Source organism: Cupriavidus sp. 2SB, from assembly GCF_005503625.1.
Classification (GTDB): domain Bacteria; phylum Pseudomonadota; class Gammaproteobacteria; order Burkholderiales; family Burkholderiaceae; genus Cupriavidus.
In genome coordinates this window covers 11,907-29,116 of sequence record NZ_SCMX01000041.1, presented here as the reverse complement: position 1 = coordinate 29,116, position 17,210 = coordinate 11,907, and the positions used below count along the sequence as shown (strand labels likewise).

16 protein-coding genes are annotated in these 17,210 nt (G+C 66.3%); 9 read left to right on the top strand and 7 right to left on the bottom strand.

The features are described 5' to 3' along the window. Positions 1–64: 64 nt before the first annotated feature. The 5 genes from FFS21_RS19000 to FFS21_RS18980 all read right to left on the bottom strand — a co-directional run bounded on the left by FFS21_RS19000 (position 65) and on the right by FFS21_RS18980 (position 4,777). Complete coding sequence (locus FFS21_RS19000) at positions 65–1,609, bottom strand: acetolactate synthase large subunit (protein ID WP_137926355.1); 1,545 nt, start codon at positions 1,607–1,609, stop codon at positions 65–67. A gap of 44 nt (positions 1,610–1,653) precedes the next feature. Then, positions 1,654–2,403 carry a GntR family transcriptional regulator gene (locus FFS21_RS18995; RefSeq protein ID WP_137926354.1) on the bottom strand — a complete coding sequence of 250 codons (750 nt, stop codon included), beginning with the start codon at positions 2,401–2,403 and terminating at the stop codon, positions 1,654–1,656. Positions 2,404–2,510: 107 nt separating this feature from the next. Continuing rightward, positions 2,511–3,548 (bottom strand): VirK/YbjX family protein, encoded by a 1,038-nt coding sequence (locus FFS21_RS18990; protein ID WP_137926326.1) that lies wholly within the window; start codon positions 3,546–3,548, stop codon positions 2,511–2,513. A gap of 346 nt (positions 3,549–3,894) precedes the next feature. Beyond that, on the bottom strand, positions 3,895–4,098 hold the full coding sequence (locus FFS21_RS18985; protein WP_137926325.1) for a CsbD family protein: 204 nt from the start codon (positions 4,096–4,098) through the stop codon (positions 3,895–3,897). Positions 4,099–4,189: 91 nt separating this feature from the next. Then, positions 4,190–4,777, bottom strand: coding sequence for a hypothetical protein (locus FFS21_RS18980; protein WP_137926324.1), 588 nt, complete (start codon positions 4,775–4,777; stop codon positions 4,190–4,192). 312 nt (positions 4,778–5,089) lie between these two features. On the opposite strand from FFS21_RS18980, the gene FFS21_RS18975 reads away from it, so the two are divergent. From FFS21_RS18975 to FFS21_RS18945, 7 genes are all read left to right on the top strand, one after another. After that, the gene (locus FFS21_RS18975; RefSeq protein ID WP_137926323.1) at positions 5,090–6,220 is read left to right on the top strand and encodes an FAD-dependent monooxygenase; all 1,131 of its coding nucleotides are present in this window, start codon (positions 5,090–5,092) and stop codon (positions 6,218–6,220) included. Positions 6,221–6,267: 47 nt separating this feature from the next. Then, positions 6,268–7,086, top strand: a complete 819-nt coding sequence (locus tag FFS21_RS18970) for an IclR family transcriptional regulator (protein ID WP_137926322.1) — start codon at positions 6,268–6,270, stop codon at positions 7,084–7,086. Positions 7,087–7,198: 112 nt separating this feature from the next. After that, entirely contained in the window at positions 7,199–9,271 is a 2,073-nt protein-coding gene (locus tag FFS21_RS18965) for a TonB-dependent siderophore receptor (protein WP_137926321.1), read from the top strand. Positions 9,272–9,273: 2 nt separating this feature from the next. Then, positions 9,274–10,866, top strand: coding sequence for an ABC transporter substrate-binding protein (locus tag FFS21_RS18960; RefSeq protein WP_249359492.1), 1,593 nt, complete (start codon positions 9,274–9,276; stop codon positions 10,864–10,866). Between the two features lie 8 nt (positions 10,867–10,874). After that, on the top strand, positions 10,875–11,897 hold the full coding sequence (locus FFS21_RS18955) for an ABC transporter permease (protein ID WP_171020445.1): 1,023 nt from the start codon (positions 10,875–10,877) through the stop codon (positions 11,895–11,897). Beyond that, on the top strand, positions 11,894–12,700 hold the full coding sequence (locus FFS21_RS18950) for an ABC transporter permease (protein WP_137926320.1): 807 nt from the start codon (positions 11,894–11,896) through the stop codon (positions 12,698–12,700). The genes FFS21_RS18955 and FFS21_RS18950 overlap by 4 nt, the downstream gene beginning before the upstream one ends. Next, positions 12,697–14,106, top strand: coding sequence for an ABC transporter ATP-binding protein (locus tag FFS21_RS18945; protein ID WP_249359491.1), 1,410 nt, complete (start codon positions 12,697–12,699; stop codon positions 14,104–14,106). The genes FFS21_RS18950 and FFS21_RS18945 overlap by 4 nt, the downstream gene beginning before the upstream one ends. Before the next feature lie 36 nt (positions 14,107–14,142). On the opposite strand, the gene FFS21_RS18940 is transcribed toward FFS21_RS18945, so the two are convergent. Next, positions 14,143–14,463, bottom strand: a complete 321-nt coding sequence (locus FFS21_RS18940; RefSeq protein ID WP_137926319.1) for a PAAR domain-containing protein — start codon at positions 14,461–14,463, stop codon at positions 14,143–14,145. 268 nt (positions 14,464–14,731) lie between these two features. On the opposite strand from FFS21_RS18940, the gene FFS21_RS18935 reads away from it, so the two are divergent. After that, positions 14,732–15,340, top strand: coding sequence for a TetR/AcrR family transcriptional regulator (locus FFS21_RS18935; RefSeq protein WP_137926318.1), 609 nt, complete (start codon positions 14,732–14,734; stop codon positions 15,338–15,340). A gap of 121 nt (positions 15,341–15,461) precedes the next feature. Then, positions 15,462–16,724 carry a YbfB/YjiJ family MFS transporter gene (locus FFS21_RS18930; RefSeq protein ID WP_137926317.1) on the top strand — a complete coding sequence of 421 codons (1,263 nt, stop codon included), beginning with the start codon at positions 15,462–15,464 and terminating at the stop codon, positions 16,722–16,724. Here FFS21_RS18930 and FFS21_RS18925 read toward each other — a convergent pair. Then, positions 16,702–17,148 carry a MarR family winged helix-turn-helix transcriptional regulator gene (locus FFS21_RS18925; protein ID WP_137926316.1) on the bottom strand — a complete coding sequence of 149 codons (447 nt, stop codon included), beginning with the start codon at positions 17,146–17,148 and terminating at the stop codon, positions 16,702–16,704. The two genes, FFS21_RS18930 and FFS21_RS18925, sit on opposite strands and share 23 nt — an antisense overlap. Positions 17,149–17,210 lie beyond the last annotated feature (62 nt).

Here is a 17,210-nt window from a genome sequence, read left to right as displayed (position 1 = left end):
CGGGGCCGGGCGCGGCACAATGGAACATCGTGTTCCATCGCGCCGCCCGCCGTGGATCACGGCATCAGATCACCAGTTCGATCAGGAACGGACCCTTGCGCTGGTTGGCGGAAGCGAACAGGTCGTTGAATGCATCCATGGTATCGGCGCGCGCCGCTTCCACGCCCATGCCGTTGGCCATTTTCACCCAATCGAGATCCGGATTGCCGATGTCGAGCATATCGAGCGCGGTCTTGCCGGGATTGGCACCCACGCCAGCCAGTTCGCCCAAGAGGATCGCGTACTTGCGGTTAGCCAGCAACACGATGGTCACGTCGAGCTTCTCGCGCGCCATGGTCCACAGCGACTGCAGCGTGTACATGCCCGAACCATCGGCCTGCAACGCCACCACGCGACGATCCGGTGCCGCGATGGCTGCGCCCGTCGCCAGCGGCAGGCCCGCGCCAATCGCCCCGCCCGTCAGTTGCAGCCAGTCATGTGGTGCGGCGTGTACGGTGCCCGGATAGAACGCGCGGCCGAAGCTCACGCTCTCTTCCACGACTACGGCTTGTTCGGGCAGCAGCGCGGTCAGCGATTGCGCGACGGCTTCCGAGGTGATGGCGCCACGTGCCGCTTCCACGCGAGCCGCAGGCGCGGCCGATGGCAGCGTTGCGTTGCGTGCGCCCAGTTCATCGGCCAGCCGCGCCACGGCCTCGCCGAGATCCTCCTCGGGACGCGCCAGCACATGGATGTTTGCATCTTCCGGGAACGGACGCGGCGACTTGCCCGGATAGGCGAAGAACGTCACCGGCGTGGTGGCGCCCACCAGGATCACGTTGCGGATACCGGCCAGCTTCTGGCGCGCCGCATCGCCCGAGTACGGAATGCGATCGATCGCCAGACGACCCTGCCCGCGCGTGACGCGCGAGTTCGACATCGGCGTGATGAGACGTGCATCGGTGGCAGCGGCAATGCGATGCGCATCGGCCAGCACGCCTTCGCGCAATGCACTGCCAGCCAGCACGATCAGCGTGGGCTGACCGCTGCGCAAAATGCGCGCGGCGTTCTGCACGGCATCGGGCGATACCTTCGGCACCGGCAGCGCGGGCAGCGGCGCGGCCACCTTTCCACCTTCATCCCAGCACACATCCGATGGCAGGATCAGGCTGGCTACGCCACCGGGCGCACCCTTTGCGGCCTGCACGGCCACGGCGGCATCGGCGCCCACCGACGCGGCGTGCGTGGCAGTGCGCGTCCAGACCGAGACCGGACGGGCCCAGCCTTCGGTATCGGCAGTGAGCGGCGCATCGAACGGACGGTGATACGTAGCCTGGTCGCCAATGATGTTGACGATGGGCGTCTGTGCACGACGCGCGTTATGCAGGTTGGCCAGACCGTTGGCCAGGCCGGGTCCGCAGTGCAGCAGCGTGGCTGCGGGCTTCTCGGCCATGCGCGCATAACCATCGGCCGCACCGGTCACCACACCTTCGAACAGGCCGAGCACGCAGCGCATGCCGGGAATGCGGTCGAGTGCCGCCACGAAGTGCATTTCGCTGGTGCCGGGGTTGGCGAAGCAGGTATCCACGCCGCTGGCGAGCAGCGTCTTGACCAGGCTTTCCGCGCCATTCATCGATTCTTGTGTCTCCATCTCGGGTTCCGTTCAGGTTGCGGTTGTCAGGAATGGGGGGCGAGCAAGTCGAAATCCAGACAGACATACTCGGTAGGAAATTCGATGCGTGCGTAGTAGACGATCACATCGTCCACGCACGCAAAGCGGCGCAACTCGGCCACGGGCGCACCCACGGCCAGCTCCAGCGCGGCGGCCGACGCTGCACCGGCCGGCACGATCGACATGCGCTGCCGGGCCGCGTTGACCTGGAGTTCGGGAAAGCGATCGAGCACCGGCACCGAGGCACCCTGCCGGAACGCTTCCGGCTCGCGCGCAAAGACGTCAGCCGCGATGTAGACCTCGCCCACGGCAAACGGGCGGCCATCGAGCCGATGTGCGCGCTTCAGGAAGTGATAGGCATCGGCGCGCCGGCCATCGCAGGGCATGCCGAGATCGTCGGGCAGCGCCACATCGGCAGTGGATTCGACCATGGCCTCGGTAGATAGCTGGTCGCCCACGGCCACGGCCTGGTCCCAACTGACGGGCAGTGCCATCTGGCGGCGCGCGCGCCCGGCAGTTTTCACGAACGTGCCCCGGCCACGCGAGCGCGCCACGAGCCCTTCGGCATCGAGCTGCGAAATCGCGTGGTGCATGGTCATGCGCGCCACGCCGTACTGGCGGCACAGCGCTTCGAGCGACGGAATCTGCTCGCCGGGGCGCCAGGCCCCGCTTTCGATCTGGCGTCGGAAGATGGTCGCGAGCTGCAAGTAGACAGGCTCGCGGCTGCGTGAGAGAAGGTCGGCGGTGTCCGGCATCGGGAAAGGAAAAGCCGTGCGTGTGACATCACGCACGGCAGGTCGATACCGGACTGTATTAAAAGTCTAGGTGACTAGACTACTAGGGTTTACGTACTGTTCTGGCTTCAGGCCATGGCCAGTGCCGATGGGAAGGCGGGACTCTCCGACGCCGGCACTGCAGGCGCAGCCGTCGGCTCGCAACACAAACCCGCCGCCACGGCGCCGCGCACCGATTCCGCAACGGCCTGCTTGCGACGCCAGGCCGAGCGCTTCTTCGAGGCAATCTCCGCGATATCGCGCACGGGCTGGCTGACGGGCAGTTCAAGATTGCCGTCATGGGTCGGTACGCTGTGGTATTCGCTCCAGAATGCTTCATAGTCGCACTGGATCTCGCGTGGCGTGTTGCGCTGGCGGCCAACATGGTTGGCCCGCGAGACCGCCACGATGCGCCGCGCGCCGATATGGCCGGCCAGCGCCAGCAGGCCCTCCATCACCACATCCTTGGGACGCAAACCCTCGCAAGCCTTGGTGGAAGCACGAATCCACTCACGGCTGGCTTCGCTCTTCGGTCCCTGCAGTCCGCCGACGAAGACGTCGGGGCCCATCGCCCCGAAGCGCAGGAAGAAGCTCAGTTGCGTGAGGCTGGCGCCGGTCTCGTTGTCGATCCAGTAGAAGGCCAGCTCGCCTTCCTTCGGATTCGGGCCGGCATCGGCAAGCCGCAGCGTGTAGCGGCCATCCGCAAACGGCCACTCCACACCGCCCCGCAGACAAATGCGCTCGCAAGTCTCCACGGGCAATGCGGCATGCATGACAGCGTAGTGCTCCTGCACCAGCCGCGCGCGCTCCCCGAAACCCAACCCCAGCGCGCCCAGTGGACGGTAGGGTTTTTCGAGCAGCAACGGGCGAGCCGCCACCACACGCTGCAGCAGCGCGCACGAAGCCACGGCACGCAGCCACGGCTGCGCGGCACTCGAGCGCATGGCCGACATCGCCAGCCACTTCAGCCGGCGCGACATCCACTTCCGGCTGCCTGCCGGATAACACGCGGCCGATACGGCCAACATGGTGCCGAGATACCGCAAATACCGGCCCGGCGACGCAAACAGGTGATTCTCCGCCTGGGCCTTGAACAGCCCCTGCACACGCGAAACAGGTCCTTCCACGACAACGCTCCCCTTCTGGCGCGCCGGTCCGTACGTTGCGGTGCCGTGCGCGCAGCTTCAACCCTGATAACCCATTCGCGCCGCTGCGGGCATGCGCAGGGCGGGCGGCCAGCCTGTCGGTTTTTGAGTTCGTGGGGTGCAGGTCCGGCTCGTAATATTCCGTAACGTACTGAAATATTCCTGCGTTGACGTAGAAATCAGGTTTCCCCAAAAAGACTTGGGCAAGATGTCCGGCGTGAATGCGGGCAGACAAAAAAGCGGCAAAGCCGAAGCCTTGCCGCTTTTTTTTTGCGCGGGGTTCACACGCCAGTCACGCTGGCGTGATCGGGTTTACCACCGGTGCAGGTTACCAGCGCGTATCGCGCTCCCACGCCTTCATTTCATCCTCGACCTGCTCCTTGGTGTATCCGTAACGCTCCTGGATACGCCCAGCCAGTTGGTCACGCTTGCCGTTGATGACGGTGATGTCGTCGTCGGTCAGCTTGCCCCACTTTTCCTTGACCTTGCCCTTGGCCTGGTCCCACTTGCCCTCGATCTGATCCCAGTTCATATGCGGCTCCTTGTTTGAGTAGCGCGGCCGCTCCGGGCGGCCGCAGGTTGCTCGGGAGTCGACGTATGTCGACCGATGAAGCGGATTCGGATTACTTGGCGTACTTGGCCTTCACGTTGGCCTGGCACTTGTCCTTGGCATCGCCGGACATGGCATCGCACTTTTCCTTGTCGGCCTTGTAGGCGGCGTCAACGGTGTCCTTGCGGGCATCGGCGCGCGTTTCCGCTACGTCAGTGCTCGTACCCGTCGCGGCGGCCTTCTCGACTTTGGCCGCGCCCAGGGCGCGTTCGTGCGAAGCCTTGGCTTCCTTCACGCAAACGTCCTTGTCGTTGCCCTTCTTGTCGTCGCACATTTCCTTGGACACGTCGTAGTCACGATCGGCCTTGGTCTTCATGGCCTTGGCGTGGGCCTTGTCCGTGCCGTCTCGCTTGGCCTCGGCATTGGCCTTGGCTACGTCGCGGTCGCGCTTGGCTTCGGCCTTGCAGATGTCCTTGGCATTGCCGGACTGGGCATCGCAGCGCGAACCCGCAGCCTTGTAGTCGGCGTCGGCCTGCTTGACCGCTGCGTCGTAATCAGCCTTCGACCCGGCCTGGGCGTAGGCAAAGCCGGCCGGTGCGGCCACCATCATCGAACACACCGCGGCGGTCAGCCACTTCTTGGCAAACGTCTTTGCAATCATGTCGTGCTCCTTTTTCAGAGTGGATGTTCTGGGCCACGCATCGCTTTCCTGGAGGGGTCATGCTGCGTGGCCGTGCTGTAACTGCAATGTATGTTTTGCCGCCCGCCCGAAGCAGAAGACCGCTGCTGAAACATCCGTAAGACAATTCCCACAACAGCATTTGGACGCACATGGCCTCTCGCAACCCTGCCCGGAAACGACGATGCGGCGCCCCCTCCGCTTGACGAAAGCCTCTCGCCATGGATATTCTTTTTATGAACTTATCGTTCATTTTTGAACATACATAAATCGAGTCGGAAAGAGGAGCGCCCCATGTTTTCAGGAAAGATTGGTATCAACGGTGCCGGCATCGGCGGGTTGGCTGCGGCCATCGCCATGCGCCGCCTCGGCATGGATGTAGTGGTGTTCGAGCAGGCGGCGCGCTTTGCGCGTGTGGGCGCCGACATCAACCTGACACCCAACGCCGTGCGCGCCCTCGATGGGCTTGGCATTGGCGAGGCGCTCCGCGACACCGCTGCAAGGCCCACGCACCGCATCAGCCGCACCTGGGATTCCGGCGAGGAAACCTCGCGCCTGCGGATGTCCGACGAAGCCGAGCGCCGCTACGGCGCGCCGCAACTGACCATGCACCGGGGCGACCTGATGTCTGCGCTGGAAGCTGCCGTGCCAGCGGCCAACGTGAAGCTCGGCCACAAGGCCACCGCGATCACGGCACGAGATCAAGGCGCCACGCTCACGTTTGCCGATGGCAGCCAGCAGGACGTTGACGTGCTGATCGGGGCCGATGGCATCCACTCGGTGGTGCGCCGCGCGCTGCTCGGCGACGAGCATCCCATCTTCACTGGCGTAGTGGCCTACCGCGCCGTGGTGCCCGCCGAGAAGTTGGCCGGCGTGCCGAACATCGGCGCGTTCACGAAGTGGTGGGGTCCGGAATCCACCAGCCAGATCGTGACCTTTCCGCTGAACCGTGGCCGCGAGATCTTCGTCTTCGCCACCGTGGCACAAGATAGCTGGCGCAACGAGTCGTGGACCACGCCGGGCCGCGTCGAAGACCTGCGCGCCGCCTATGCCGGATTTCATCCCGATGCACGCGCCTTGCTCGATGCCTGCGACGACGTGCTGATCTCCGCGTTGTACGTGCGCGATCCGCTGCCGTCGTGGTCGTCCGGCCATATCGCGCTGATGGGCGACGCCTGCCACCCGATGATGCCGTTCATGGCACAGGGCGCGGGCATGGCCATCGAGGATGGCGTGGTGTTGGCGCGCTGCCTGGCCGAGGCCACCTCGGACGCCGTGCCCGCCGCACTGGCCCGCTATCAGGCCGCGCGCCACGAACGCACCAGCCGCATCCAGATCGGCTCGCGCGGCAACGAGTGGCTCAAGGCCGGCGGCAATGCCGACTGGGTGTACGATTACAACGCCTGGACCGCGCCGCTTCAGTAAGCGTCCAGGTCCCTCCTGAGTGAACTCCCCTGACTGCCCGTTTGCGAATGCCGAAGCCCAAGCCGCTGCCCGAACCTGACGTTGCCGATCCGGACGCCGACGATGGCGCAAACCCGCAGTTGGTATCCCCCGTCATCCGGGGCATGCGCCTGCTGCGCTTTATCGCCGAGGGCGGCTCCACGGCCAACCTCAGCGAAGTGGGCCGGCGCATCGACGTGAACCGCGTCACGGTGATGCGGCTGCTCGCCACGCTCGAACACGAGGGCATGGTCGAGCGGCTGCCGCAGGGCGGGCATACCGTGGGTTTTTCTTTCCTGAAGCTCGCGTCACGCGCGCTGGCGGCCAACGACCTCACGTCGTTTGCACGGCGCATCCTCGCGCGGCTCAGCGAATCGCTGCAGCTATCGGCCTACCTCGCCGTACCCGACGGCGGTCACGTTCTTTATCTACTGCGCGAGATGCCCAACACCGGGCTCGTCAGCAATATCCAGGTAGGCAGCCGCGTGCCAGCCCATCTGACCACGCCGGGGCGCATGCTGATCGCCCATCTGTCGCCGGAAGAACTGCGCGAGCGCCTTGGTCCCGATCCCCTGCCCACCGTCACGGGGCAGAGCGCGGGCACCCATCGGCGCCTTGCCGAAATCCTGGCCGCCGACCACGAACGCGGCTGCGCGTGGAGTTTCTCGGCCTTCGAGCCGGGCATCGACTCCTGCGCGGCGCCAGTGCGTGACGCACAAGGCAACATCATCGCCGCGATCAGCGTGGCGGGGCCGCAGCAACGGTTCGAAGCCGATGGCGCGCTGCGCGAGCGGGCCGAGAAAGAGGTAAAGGCTGCGGCGAAGGATTTGTCGGCGTTGATGGGGTAGTGCGGCAGGGCGCGGACAGCTTGTCGCAAAAATGTAATGGTGTGGCGCGGAAGGCTCGCTATAATGCAACCCTGTTGCAATAAGCCCGCCCTATTTCCGCTCGCCCCCATTCATGTCCGGACGCCGTTTCACGCCTGCTTTCCTGTTTGCCGCCACCGCTTTTGCCAACGCCGCCGACGACCAGACCCTCCCTGAAGTTTCCGTGCGCGGCCATGCGCCAGCCCCCTATGCCACGGGCGCCACGCGCACCGAGACGCCATTGCGCGAAGTGCCGCTCTCGGTACAGGTCGTACCGCGCGCACTGATCGACGACATCGCGGCCACGCGACTCGATGACACCTTTGACTACGTGAGCGGCGTGGCGCGTCAAGGTAACTACGGCGGACTCTGGGACAACTTCTCGATCCGTGGTTTCACCGGCAACGAGAACACCGGCGCGGGATATCTGGTCAACGGCTTCGCCGCCAACCGCGGTTTTACCGCGCCGCGCGACACCGCCACCATCGAGCGCGTGGAAGTGCTCAAAGGGCCAGCCTCGTCGGTCTACGGCAGCGGCGACCCCGGTGGCGTGATCAATGTCGTCACCAAGCAACCGCAATTCAAGCCGTCACAAACGTATGGCTTCGAGGTTGGCACGCGCGACAAGTACCGGGTCTCGGCAGATGTCACGGGCGCCCTCTCCGACAACGTGGCGGGCCGCCTGGTTGCCGTGGCCGACCACGAAGGCAGCACGCGCGATTTCGTGAACAGTCGCCGCTTCCTGCTGGCGCCCTCGTTCACCTGGGCGCTCGGCGCCAATACGGTGATCCAGTATGCGGGCGAGATCCAGCGCTATACCGTGCCGCTGGACCGGGGCGTGGTGGCCGTGAACGGCCGGCTCGGCGCCGTGCCGCGCTCGCGCTTCCTGGGCGAGCCGAACGATGGCGACATCCGCCTCGACAGCCAGTCGCACCAACTCTCCGTCGAGCATGATTTCTCCGATACGTGGAAGGGGCGCGTCGCCGTGGCCTATCGCGGCGGTTCGCTCGAAGGCTACTCCACTGAAGCGACCGCGCTGCAGGCCGATGGCCGCACGCTGACCCGCCAGCGGCGCTATCGCGACTTCCAGTCCGACGATGTCTCCCTGCAGGCCGATATCGCGGGCAAGTTCAACACGGGCGCCATCGGCCACGAGGTGCTGCTGGGCGTGGATACCTACCGCTTCGGCGTGTCGCAAGTCATGCTGCGCCGCAACCCCACCGCCGCTGCGCCGTACGCCATCGACATCTACGATCCGGTCTACGGACAGACCCCGCCCACGCTGCTGCCCAACACCAATACCTACGAGCGCCAGACCAACGTCGGCCTCTATGCGCAAGACCAGTTGCGGCTGGGCGAGCGCTGGCGCGTGCTGGCCGGCGCGCGCTTCGACATCTACAACCAGTCGCTCGACAATCGACTCTCCGGCGCCAGCACCAGCCAGCACCAGACTGCCGTCTCGCCACGGCTGGGTGTGACCTACCTCGCCACGCCGACGGTTTCGCTGTTCGCCAACGCAGGCAAGTCGTTCCGTCCGAACCCGGGCAGCGATGCCAATGCCAATGCGTTCTCGCCCGAGCATGGCCGCGCCGTGGAAGCAGGCGCAAAGTACGAAAGCCCGGACCATCGCACCACTGCCACGCTGGCCGTGTTCGAGATCCGCAAGCGCAATGTGCTGACCACCGATCCGTCGAACCCCTCGTTCCTGCGCGCAGCCGGCGAAGCGCGCAGCCGGGGCGTGGAACTCGACGTGGCTGGCCGCATCGGCACCCACTGGCGCGTGACCGGGAACTTCGCGTACACCGATGCCGAAGTCACACAGGACACCCGGCTGGCCGCCGGCACGCCGCTGGCCAACGTACCGCGCACCAGCGGCAGCCTGATGGCGATCTTCGAGGACCAGGCGCCCATCGGCCAGCGCTATGGCCTGGGCGCCGGGGTGCGCTACGTGGGCACGCGCGGCGGCGACGCGCAGGACAGCTTCTCGCTGCCCGCCTACACGCTGGCGGACGCCTTTGCCTACTGGCAATACAGCAAGACCGTGCGCGTGGCGCTCAACGTCGACAACCTGTTCGACCGCACCTACTACGCCAGCGCCGCCAGCAATGTCTGGATCATGCCGGGCGCCGGACGCACGGTGCGGCTCGGCCTGCAACTGAGCTATTGACCGTGGCAAAGGTTCTCTCTTCACAACGGCGCCGGTTGCTGCTGGCTGCCGGGGCAGCCGCTGCAGCGCCTGCGCTGCCGCTGATGGCACACACTTCCGCACCCGCATCGACGGAAGCCGGCGAGCGCGCCGTGCGCGTGATCGGCCCATGGGAATTGTCCTCGCTCGATCCGTTGCGCAACGGTTACCTGTTCTCGCGCATGCAGGTTACGGAGACACTTGTCGATTTCGATGCGGATGGACTGCCGACGCCCGCCCTCGCCGCGCGATGGCAGCTATCGGCCGATCAACTGACATGGCGCTTCACGCTGCAGCCCGGCGCGCGCTTTCACGATGGCACACCGGTGCGTCCCGCGCATGTGGTGGCGGCACTCGAACGCGCTCGCCATGCGGCGGGGATGCTGCGCGTGGCGCCGATCGCAGACATCGGTGCGGAGCCCGACGGCATCCGCATCGTACTGACGCGCCCCTTCACACCGCTGCTCGCCCTGCTCTCGCACAGCAGCGCGCAGGTGCTGGCGCCCGCCTCGTTCGCTCCCGATGGCAATGTACGCGCGATCATCGGCTCCGGTCCCTATCGCATCGTCGATCTCGAGCCGCCGCAGCGTTTTTCGATTGCCGCGTTCGATGGCTGGCGCGGCATGGCCCCGGCAATACGGCGCGCCTCGTACCTGTCCGTGGGCCGCGCCGAGATGCGCGCGCTGATGGCCGAGGGCGGACAGGCGGAACTTGCCTACGGGCTTGATCCCGGCAGCATCGCGCGGCTGGCGACGAGTCCCAACGTGCGCCTGCACGCAGTGACCATTCCGCGCACGACGGCGCTCAAGGTCAACGCCGGCCATCCGTTTCTCGCCGATGTCGCAGTGCGCCGCGCGTTGTCGCTCGCCATCGACCGGCGCGGCATCGCCACGGCCATCCTCCGTGATCCGGCGCTGGCGGCCACGCAACTGTTTCCGCCGTCGCTGACTGGCTGGCATGACGATGCACTGCCGCCGCTGCACTTCGACCGCGCCACCGCGCGCGCCCTGCTCGCCCAGTCGGGCTGGCAACCGGGCGCCGATGGCATCCTGCGTCGCGGCGATGCACGCTTCGCGATCACGCTGCGCACCTTCCCGGATCGCCCTGAGCTGCCCGTCATCGCCACGGCACTTCAGGAGCAGTTCCGGCAGGTGGGTATCGCGATGCGCGTGGCCGTGGGCAACTCGGGCGATATCCCGTTCGCGCATCGCGACGGCTCGCTCGACATCGGCCTGATGTCACGCAACTACGGCGTGGTGCCCGATGCATTCGGCACCGTCTCGCAGGACTTTCCGCCGAACGGGAACAAGGGAGGTGACTGGGGCGCGATGGGCTGGGCCGATCCGGCTGTGACCCGCGCGCTGGCCGCACTGCCATCCACTCCCGCTGACGCGGACGGTGGCCAACTGCGCGGCCGGCTGCGTCGCCAGATCGCCGCCACGCTGCAGCGCGACCTGCCGCTGATCCCCGTGGTCTGGTATCGCCAAACCCTGGCGGCCTCGCCCAGGCTCGGTGGCGTCTCGATCGATCCGTTCGAACGCAGCTACCGGCTGACACAAATGCACTGGCATTCATGAGCGAATCCATGAACGAACCATCCTTGCCGCTGGCGGCATCTCCCGTCCAGCACACGCCGCTGCGCTGGCGCACGACCAGCCTCGTGGGCCGCATCCTGCTGCAACGCGGCCTGCAGGCGCTGGTCGTGGCGGCGCTGGTTGGCACGCTGAGCTTCCTGATGATGCGGATGCTGCCCGGCGATACCGCGTTTCGCGTGGCCGCCGCGCGCTATGGCTTCGACATGGTCAGCGCCGCTGCCGCGGAAGCCGTTCGCGCCGAACTCGGCCTTGCCCTGCCGTGGACCGATGCATTGCTACGTTGGTGGCACCACCTGCTGCAGTTCGACCTCGGCCTGTCGTCCGTCACGGGTGCGCCCGTCATCGACGAGATCGTCCATCAACTCGGCCACACGCTGCGGCTCGCCGTGGCGGCGCTTGCCGTGTCATGCGCGATTGCCGTGCCGCTGGGTTTCGCCGCAGGGCTGCGGGCCGGCGGTGCACTCGATCGCGGCACGCTGGTGGCGTCGGTCCTGCTACGCGCCATGCCGCCGTTCGTGCTCGGCATCGTGCTGGTGACGGTGCTCGCCATCGAATGGAACCTGATGCCGGCCGGCGGCCACCATGTACACGGCGCGCTGCTGATGCCAGCGCTGACGCTGGGCCTTGGGTTGGCCGCCACGTCGATGCGCGTGGCACGCAACGCCATGGCGTCGGTGGCGGAAGCGCCCTACTTTGCGTTTGCGCGGGTCAAGGGTCTGACAGATGGACAAGCGCTGCTGCGGCACGGCGTGCGCAACGCGGCCATTCCGCTGGTGGCGTATCTCGGCGTCCAGCTCGTCTATCTCGTCGAAGGTGTAGTCGTGATTGAAACGCTATTCGCGTGGCCCGGCATCGGCCACGCACTGGTACACGCGATCTTCGGACGCGACGTACCGATGATCCAGGGCACCGCACTGGTCATGGGATTGATGTTCGTGGCACTGAACACGCTGGTGGACCTCGCCTGCGCGTGGATCGATCCGCGCGTGCGGCTGGCAAGGGGACGTCGATGAATCGTCGATTTTTTCAGTTCGATCGCCAGGGTCTGGGACTCGCGCTGCTCCTGCTGATCGCGCTGTTTGCACTCGCGGGCCCGTGGATGGCCGGGCGCGCCCCGTTCGAACAGGATCTGTACGGCGTGCTGCAGGCGCCGGGGCTGCACGAACCCCTCGGCACCGATCACCTGGGCCGCAGCATGCTGGCGCGGCTGGCCGATGCCACGCGGTTGTCGCTCGGCCTTGCCTTGATCAGCGTACTGACCGCCGCGATTCCGGGCACGCTGCTCGGCCTGCTCGCCGCATGGCGCGGCGGCTGGACCGCACGGCTGATCGGCACGGTGGCCGATTCGGTGCTCGCGCTGCCCGGCCTGCTGCTGGTGCTGTTGCTCAGCGCCTTTGCGCCCGGCGCATTCTGGCCGCTCTATGTTGGCCTGTCGCTGGTGCTGTGGGTCGAGTATTTCCGCGTCACGCAGGCCACGGCCAGCGTCGTGTTCGCGAGCGGTCATGTGGAGGCGGCGCGATTGCTTGGCTTCGGCCCCGGCTATGTGCTCTGGCGACACGTATTGCCCGAATTGCTTCCGCTGCTGGCCACGCTGATGAGCTTCGGCGCCAGCGCGGCAGTGCTCGCCCTGGCGGCGATGGGTTTCGTTGGGCTCGGCGCACAGCCGCCCGCTGCCGAACTGGGATTGATGATGACCGAACTGCTGCCCTATGCCGCCGAAGCCCCGTGGATCATCGCCAGCCCGATCGTCGTCCTGACCCTCGCGACGCTGGCACTGGTGCTATTGAGCGATGCCATGCAAAGGCGCCACGCATGATGCCCGACACCCAGCCCCTTCTCCGTGTCGACCAGCTCGACATCTCCAGCGTCGACGGTCGCCTGGTCGGCCCCGTCTCGTTCTCGCTGTTGCCCGGCCGCGCACTGACCCTGCTCGGCGAGAGCGGCGCGGGAAAGAGCCTGCTTGCACAAGCCATCCTCGGCACGCTGCCACGCGGACTGCGTGCCGCCGGACGCATCGTGGTGGGGCGCGAATCCTCCGATGCTGGCGATGTCCGCGCGCGCCGGCAACACTGGGGCCGCGCGCTGGCCCTGCTGCCGCAGGAGCCCTCGCTGGCGCTCGATCCCACGATGCGTGTCGGCCATCAACTGTCCGAGACGCATGCGCTCGTCGGCGGCAAGCCACGCACCGAGGCTTGGCAACACACCCTGAAGGATCTTGGCGCGCTGGGCCTCTCCCACGCCGCCAACGCGTGGCCATCGACGCTCTCTGGCGGCATGGCGCAGCGCGTGGCACTGGCCATCACGCGCGCAGGCAGCGCGCCGGTGCTGATCGTGGATGAACCGACCAAGGGACTCGACCCGCACTGGCGCGACGCCATCGTCGCGCAGCTCCAGGACGCCATGCGCCAGGGCTGCGCCGTGCTCACCATCACGCACGATATCGCCGTGGCTCGCGCGCTGGGCGGCGAGGTGGCCGTCATGCGGGACGGCACCATCGTGGAGCAGGCCAGCGCCGATACATTGCTGGCGCAGCCCCAGCACGACTACACGCGCACGCTGATCGCCGCAGATCCCCTGAACTGGCCGCGCAAGCCTGCGGCAGCCACTGGCGACGAGGTGATTCGCGCCACGGGGCTGGCCAAGCGGTTCGGCGCGCAGAAGCTGTTTCGCCAGTTGGATCTCTCGCTGCACGCTGGCGAGCGTGTGGCCGTGACCGGCCCAAGCGGCAGCGGCAAGTCCACGCTCGGGAACATCCTGCTGGGACTCATCCAGGCCGATGCGGGCCACGTGAACCAACCCGGGAACGTGGCGCGCGTGCGCTATCAGAAGCTGTACCAGGACCCCACCGCCGCCTTCGCCCCACGCCGCACACTGGGACACGCGCTCGACGACCTGTGCCGGCGCCACCGCGTGGACCCGGCCCGCATCGCACCGCTGATGCAGCGCCTGCGGCTGCGGCCCGTCTTGCTGACGCGGCTGCCGGGCGCGGTGTCGGGTGGAGAGTTGCAGCGCTTCGCACTGCTACGCGCCCTGCTGCTCGACCCCGTCTTCCTGTTCGCGGACGAACCCACCTCGCGCCTCGATCCGGTCACGCAGAAAGAGGTCATCGACCTGATTGTGGATGTCACCACCGAGCGCGGCTGCGCGTTGATGCTGGTGACGCATGATCGTGCCTTGGGCAATGCCGTGGCGGAGCGCCAGCTCGTGTTTGGATTGGGGTAATCAAGGAACCGGTGGCCCGCCCAAGTGGCCACCGGCTCAGACTTCGACGTAAGCGTCGAACTGCGAGGCCACCAGAAGCGGGGTCCGTTCGCAGCCGCAAACGCACCAGTCCTCACTCAGCGCCGCTTCCCGGCCATCGGGTCCTTTCGCCGGAATGCGTGGTCCGGTGCAGACGATTCGTCCCATCGACTTGCAACGAGGACACCAGACCGGATCGTGCTCGAATGCCTGCAACCTGCCACCGAGCTCTGCGCCAGCGGTGCCCCCTTCGACCACGCCACCCGCAGTGGTACGGTCGCCTCTTCGAATTCCATAACGCCTGACAATCTGCTTCCCTCCGTTCTTGCTTGCAACCATCTCCGGCTCCCATGCATCACGTGGCTAACAGCGCGGCCACGCCCATTGCGTGGCGGCGAACTCTCATTGCGCGTGGCACGGTACTACCTTTGTCGCAGGTTTCAAATACGTCACGCCACATTTAAAAGAACGGCTATTTCCACCCCCTGCGCGGCATGAAATTGCGCGCGCATGACCCCCTCTCCCAACAGGGACATTGCGTTTTGTAGCGATCGATCTATAATTCCGCCCATGGTTTCATACCGATCGATACAAAACGAGGATCGTCATGGCTCGCCCCCGGCAGTTTGATGCCCACACCGCTTTGGCCGCGGCCCAGGAGACGTTCTGGGCCAAGGGTTATCAGGCCACGTCCACGCGCGAGTTGACGCAGGCCATGGGCCTGACGCAGCCAAGCCTCTACAACGCGTTTGGCGACAAGCGCCAGTTGTTCATGCAGGCGCTGGACGATTACCTGAACCGTTCCCTGCGCGAGCGCATTGCGCGGATCGAATCCGGCTATGCCCCGGCGCAGGCGCTGGAGCAGTTCTTTGCGGAAAGCATCGAGCGTGGTGCGAACGAGTTGCCGCATCGGGGCTGCATGCTGATCAATACGGCGCTGGAAGCTTCGCCTGAAGACCCCGAGATGCAAGCCGCCGTGACGCTGGAGCTGACGTTGCTGCGTGACTTCTTCAGCCGGCTGGTGCGGGCGGCGCAAGCGGACGGCAGCATTGCTGCGCACCATGATGCGGATGACATCGCCGCGATGCTGTTATCGATTCAGGTGGGCATGCGCGTGCTGGCCCGTGTGATGCCCGAGCGCGCATTGTTCGAAGCCTCGGTGCGGCCCGCGCTCGGCCTGCTCGGTTTGCGCGCCACACTGCACGGGCCACACTGACCGATAGCGGCCACGCCGCCGTCGATACCCCCGAATTCCCGATATCCGACACGCGCCACTCGCAGCGCGGCGGTATCGCTCGTCCTGCCAAAGCAGGACATCGACAACAAGGAACGCCCCCATGTCACAAGATGCCGCTGCCGCGCCACCCAGCGTACGGAAGGTTGCCGCTGACGATGCCCTCGACCGCAGTGCGCTGCATGCCGCGCTGGCCGGTCTCTGCGCCAGTCTGGTTGCCATTGGCCTGGCCCGCTTTGCGTACACGCCGCTGATTCCGGCGCTGATCCAGGCGCATTGGTTCAGCGCCTCCGATGCAGTCACGCTCGGCGCGGCCAACTTTGCGGGATACCTGGCCGGCGCCCTGCTGGGTCGGCCGCTGGCTGCGCGGATGTCGAACCGGCACGCGTTGCGCTGGCTCATGGTGGCTGCCACGGCCGCCTTCTTTGCCTGCGCGATGCCGCTCTCGGTGAGCTGGTTCTTCTTCTGGCGCTTCCTGTCCGGACTGGCGGGTGGCGCGATCATGGTGCTGGTGGCCACGGCGATCCTGCCGCATATCGCGCCGCCACGCCGCGCCTTTGTGAGCGGCCTGATCTTCCTTGGTCTGGGACTCGGCATCGCCGCGTCGGGCACGCTGGTGCCGGAGTTGCTCAGGCTCGGACTGCGCGCGACGTGGATCGGCCTCGGTGCCGTGTCGCTGGTGCTGACCGCTATCAGCTGGCTCGGCTGGCCCGCCAGCGACACGCCTCCAGGCATGCCGGCGGCAACGGCCGCAGGGCATCACGCCGCCGATCAGGCGCTGGCGTCGCACAAGCAGGCGCTGCGTGTGATCTACGTCCAGTACGCCGCCAATGCGCTCGGACTGGTGCCCGCGATGGTGCTGCTGGTGGACTACGTGGCGCGTGGCCTCGGGCAAGGTGCTTCCGTGGGATCGGGCTATTGGGTGCTGTATGGCGTGGCCGCCATCGCCGGGCCGCTGGTCAGCAGTTGGCTGGGGGGCCGGGTGGGTTACCGCAATGGCTATCGCATCGCCATGGTGCTGCAGGGTTTTGCCGTGGGGCTGCTGGCGGTGTCACATCACACCGTAGCGCTGTGGATCGCAACGATCCTGCTCGGCGCGTTCACACCGGGCATCGTGCCGATGGTGTTGGGAAAGCTGCAGGACATGATGCCGCACGATCCCGTCGCGCAGCGTGCCGCATGGAGCCGGGCCACGGCATCGTTCGCGCTCTTTCAGGCCATCGGCGGTTACGGATATGCGTATCTGTTTTCGCATACCCACGAAAACTACGCGTTAATCTTTACCTGCGGGGCAGTGGCGATGGCGGTGGCGTTTGCGGCGGACTTCGTGGCGCGCAAACCAGTCAGCCAGCCGCGCCGTCCGTAAACTTCTGAAGCAGCCGCAGGAATTCGCGGAACTCCTCGGGCGAGAAATGCCGCAGGCGGTGATTCAGCACCTGCGGCGCGATCTCGGGAATGGTGCCCGCAACGGACCGGCCCTTGTCGGTCAGCAGCAGATGCACCACGCGCCGGTCTTCTTCGCTGCGCTGACGCTGGAGCAGGCCCTTGTTCTCCAGCTTGTCGAGCATCCGCGTCATCAGGCCGGTGTCGATGCCCAGTGCGCGGCTGATCTCCAGTGGCGTACTGGCGGCGCCACGCATCAGCGCCAGCAGGATGCCCATCTGTTGCCCGGTGATGTCCAGCGGACGCAGCGCCGCATCCATTTCCATCAACAGGGTGTTACGGGCCCGGTTCAGATGGAACCCCACACTGTGCGTCGGTTGGAAGTTTTCGCGTGTGTAGTGTTTCACGGCATTTCCAGCAGATCGGAAGATCGGATCGCGTCAATGTATCTGATCCATCCGAAACTGCA

What these genes read in the sequence shown, in the direction of transcription:
- FFS21_RS18985 (WP_137926325.1), bottom strand. Translation starts at nt 4,098, where the DNA reads ATGAACTGGGATCAGATCGAGGGCAAGTGGGACCAGGCCAAGGGCAAG.
- FFS21_RS18930 (WP_137926317.1), top strand. Translation starts at nt 15,462, where the DNA reads ATGTCACAAGATGCCGCTGCCGCGCCACCCAGCGTACGGAAGGTTGCC.
- FFS21_RS18970 (WP_137926322.1), top strand. Translation starts at nt 6,268, where the DNA reads ATGCCGAAGCCCAAGCCGCTGCCCGAACCTGACGTTGCCGATCCGGAC.
- FFS21_RS19000 (WP_137926355.1), bottom strand. Translation starts at nt 1,609, where the DNA reads ATGAATGGCGCGGAAAGCCTGGTCAAGACGCTGCTCGCCAGCGGCGTG.
- FFS21_RS18935 (WP_137926318.1), top strand. Translation starts at nt 14,732, where the DNA reads ATGGCTCGCCCCCGGCAGTTTGATGCCCACACCGCTTTGGCCGCGGCC.
- FFS21_RS18945 (WP_249359491.1), top strand. Translation starts at nt 12,697, where the DNA reads ATGATGCCCGACACCCAGCCCCTTCTCCGTGTCGACCAGCTCGACATC.
- FFS21_RS18950 (WP_137926320.1), top strand. Translation starts at nt 11,894, where the DNA reads ATGAATCGTCGATTTTTTCAGTTCGATCGCCAGGGTCTGGGACTCGCG.
- FFS21_RS18940 (WP_137926319.1), bottom strand. Translation starts at nt 14,463, where the DNA reads ATGGTTGCAAGCAAGAACGGAGGGAAGCAGATTGTCAGGCGTTATGGA.
- FFS21_RS18995 (WP_137926354.1), bottom strand. Translation starts at nt 2,403, where the DNA reads ATGCCGGACACCGCCGACCTTCTCTCACGCAGCCGCGAGCCTGTCTAC.
- FFS21_RS18955 (WP_171020445.1), top strand. Translation starts at nt 10,875, where the DNA reads ATGAACGAACCATCCTTGCCGCTGGCGGCATCTCCCGTCCAGCACACG.
- FFS21_RS18965 (WP_137926321.1), top strand. Translation starts at nt 7,199, where the DNA reads ATGTCCGGACGCCGTTTCACGCCTGCTTTCCTGTTTGCCGCCACCGCT.
- FFS21_RS18980 (WP_137926324.1), bottom strand. Translation starts at nt 4,777, where the DNA reads ATGATTGCAAAGACGTTTGCCAAGAAGTGGCTGACCGCCGCGGTGTGT.
- FFS21_RS18975 (WP_137926323.1), top strand. Translation starts at nt 5,090, where the DNA reads ATGTTTTCAGGAAAGATTGGTATCAACGGTGCCGGCATCGGCGGGTTG.